This window comes from Thermogladius sp., from assembly GCF_049970955.1.
Taxonomy (GTDB): domain Archaea; phylum Thermoproteota; class Thermoprotei_A; order Sulfolobales; family Desulfurococcaceae; genus Thermogladius.
In genome coordinates this window covers 1-2,363 of record NZ_JBMFLY010000106.1, presented here as the reverse complement: position 1 = coordinate 2,363, position 2,363 = coordinate 1, and the positions used below count along the sequence as shown (strand labels likewise).

General features: G+C 56.8%; 4 protein-coding genes and 1 pseudogene. 1 reads left to right on the top strand and 4 read right to left on the bottom strand.

Features of this window, described 5'->3' with window-relative positions:
* Both ACP5VX_RS07070 and ACP5VX_RS07065 read right to left on the bottom strand, forming a co-directional pair.
* Positions 1-668, bottom strand: a 668-nt coding sequence (locus ACP5VX_RS07070) for a hypothetical protein (RefSeq protein ID WP_428725174.1), incomplete at its 3' end; no start/stop codon positions are given.
* 4 nt (positions 669-672) lie between these two features.
* On the bottom strand, positions 673-1,149 hold the full coding sequence (locus ACP5VX_RS07065; protein ID WP_428725173.1) for a hypothetical protein: 477 nt from the start codon (positions 1,147-1,149) through the stop codon (positions 673-675).
* Between the two features lie 60 nt (positions 1,150-1,209).
* Between ACP5VX_RS07065 and ACP5VX_RS07060 the strand changes: the two genes are divergently transcribed.
* Positions 1,210-1,749, top strand: a complete 540-nt coding sequence (locus tag ACP5VX_RS07060; RefSeq protein ID WP_428725172.1) for a hypothetical protein — start codon at positions 1,210-1,212, stop codon at positions 1,747-1,749.
* Positions 1,750-1,758: 9 nt separating this feature from the next.
* On the opposite strand, the gene ACP5VX_RS07055 is transcribed toward ACP5VX_RS07060, so the two are convergent.
* Together ACP5VX_RS07055 and ACP5VX_RS07050 are read right to left on the bottom strand one after the other, a co-directional pair.
* Positions 1,759-2,157: a hypothetical protein gene (locus tag ACP5VX_RS07055; protein ID WP_428725171.1), complete on the bottom strand. Its 399-nt coding sequence runs from the start codon at positions 2,155-2,157 to the stop codon at positions 1,759-1,761.
* 5 nt (positions 2,158-2,162) lie between these two features.
* Positions 2,163-2,363, bottom strand: a pseudogene (locus ACP5VX_RS07050) (integrase); the annotation flags it as partial.

The window sequence follows — 2,363 nt, the reverse complement described above, 5'->3', positions numbered from 1 at the left end:
TGCCTGTACAGCCACTCCTCGTCTCCGCTTATCGTGCGTATATACGCGTAGCCCTTAGCCGTGTCGTCGTGCTCCACGTATATCCTCCTAGTCACCTCTAACAGCTCGTCTACACGCGTGTCCCCGAGCCACTGGCGGTAGGCTAGCTCCTCGCTCGGGTCGTTTATCGCGAGCGCCTTGAAGACCACGGCGTGGCCCTGCCTCATCAAGAGCTGGAGGTTCCTGAACCTCTGAGTAGCGTATACAAGCGTTATGAAGGCCGTCTCGATACCCATGCGTGATACAAGGTGCCTGATGTTGTTGTGCGCCAGCATGCTCGCGACGTTCTCCGCTGACAGGGCCCTGTGGCTCGTCTGGAAGGCCTCCGCGTCGTCTACGAACAAGGCGATGTAGTAGGGCTTGTTCGGCAGACCCGCCTGCTCCAGCGTGTCGAGGCACGTCTGGAGCCTCATACACCTCACAGCGATGAAGTTCGTGGAGGACAGGTCTAGAACCTCTTCTATCTTCCTGAGGAACCACAGCACGAACGTGGTCTTGCCCGACTCCGGCGTGCCGAAGACGCTCACGTGCCTGAAGTAGACTCGCCTGGGCTTCAGTAGGCCGTGCCTGGGCACGAGTAGCTTGAACAAGAGGCTCTTCTCGCGTAGCTCGTCGGCCGTGAACGGCATTACTCTACTCCACCTGTACAGCGTTCTTCAGGCTCGTCTTCTCGTATATGAAGCCGAACCATATTCCGAGCCTGCTCGTCTCGTCGGCTATAACCTGGAGCATTGCCTCAACCTGTGTCTCGAGCCACGTGGCCCGTAGCTCGGCATTCATCTTCTCGACCAGCCTGTTACGTATCGAGATGTCCATGGTCTTCTCTATCTCGGACTTGTACCGGGCCTCTATCTCCGCCCTACGCGTCTTGAACATTGTCTCTGCAAGCTCGGCCGACTGCTTGAGGATCTTGTCCCTGAGCCGGTTAACGTTTGGTATAGCTGATACCAGGCGTCTAAGCTTGATCAACGCGTTGTTCTGATCCGTGTCGAGTATAGCCGACTTCATTATCTCCGCGACGACGTAGCCGGCGTCCGCGCTACTCTTACGCGTAGCCCATATCGGCTCATAGTCAAACCTGCTAGACACGCGTAGAGTATAGTCGTACACTCCGATAAACATAACGATATGTTTATTCCACAGTGTTCCCAAAAACAAGACAGAAACGTGATGTCCGAGCAGACAATAGAGGAGAAATGCCAGGAGCTTTTGAAAGAGGAGAACCTCAGGCTACTCGGTGCAGAGAAGTCCCGCGACAAGGAGAAGGGCGACGTTGTCTTCAAGCCCGTCACGACCCTCGTCGCCTACACGCTTGGCTTCCTCTCCCTCTACGCCACGATGCCGACGAGCGAGGACGGCTCCAGCCTCCTGTTAACCGAGGCCGAGCGCAAGTTCTGGGAGAAGCTCAACCCCGGGGACGTTACACGCATAGCCCTATACATCACCCTGAAAACCCTCTACCCGAACGCCGACAGAGAGTGCCTCGACTCCCTCGCGTACTCGCTCTACAGGGTCATGGTTGACGCCTGGCCCGACATAGCCGTCGACGTCAACGCGGCCTCAGGGCTCATCAGGGAGTACGCGCTCGGGCTCGCCGGCAGGGACGCGGTTCTAAGCCAGCTTGGCAGGCTTATCGGGAAGATAATGATGAGGACGGCCGTCCTGGAGTACAAATACCTGCACGCGGAGGATAAAAGCGGTAAACAGTAAAAAACAAACTTATTTTTTCTCCTCCTCGATACCGAGGCTAGCCATGACTCCCTTCTCGGTCAAGTCCCAGACCGGCTTCAACACGAAGCGGTACTGCTTGGACTTGGGGTCGACCTCCCTGACCCTTGTCTTCTCGACGGAGACGTAGCCGGCACCGAGTAGCTCGCTTAGCCTCCCGCTCAGGCTGTTACCACTTAGGCGTATCCCCTTCTCCGCGAGTATCGCGCCGATACGCTTCTTCGTGGAGGGCCCGTGCTCCCTGAGAACCTCGAGTATCGCCTTGTGCGTGGGAGTGAGCCTCTCAATCCTCTTGCCGTAGTGGGCGCCGTAGCCCTTCGGGTTGCCCCGGCTCACGTTGACGTAGAACTCGTGCCCGCACCTGGGACACCTAACCTTTATCAAGACCATGCTAGTCACCCGAAGAACTCCTCGCTCTTTAACACGCGTTCAGCCTCCTTCTCCTGTGTGTATCGGAGGATGAAGTCCAGCTTGCTGTGCTTCGTGAGTTTAGCCACGATACTCGGGTTGACTCCTTGGCGTAGCAGATACGTTATCAAGGCGTAGCGTAGGCTGTGAGTATTGATGCCTAGACGTCGCTTGCTCCAGACCTTGAC

Excerpts from the sequence above, each read along its gene's own strand:
- ACP5VX_RS07055 (WP_428725171.1), bottom strand. The coding sequence starts at position 2,157 with ATGGTCTTGATAAAGGTTAGGTGTCCCAGGTGCGGGCACGAGTTCTAC.
- ACP5VX_RS07060 (WP_428725172.1), top strand. The coding sequence starts at position 1,210 with ATGTCCGAGCAGACAATAGAGGAGAAATGCCAGGAGCTTTTGAAAGAG.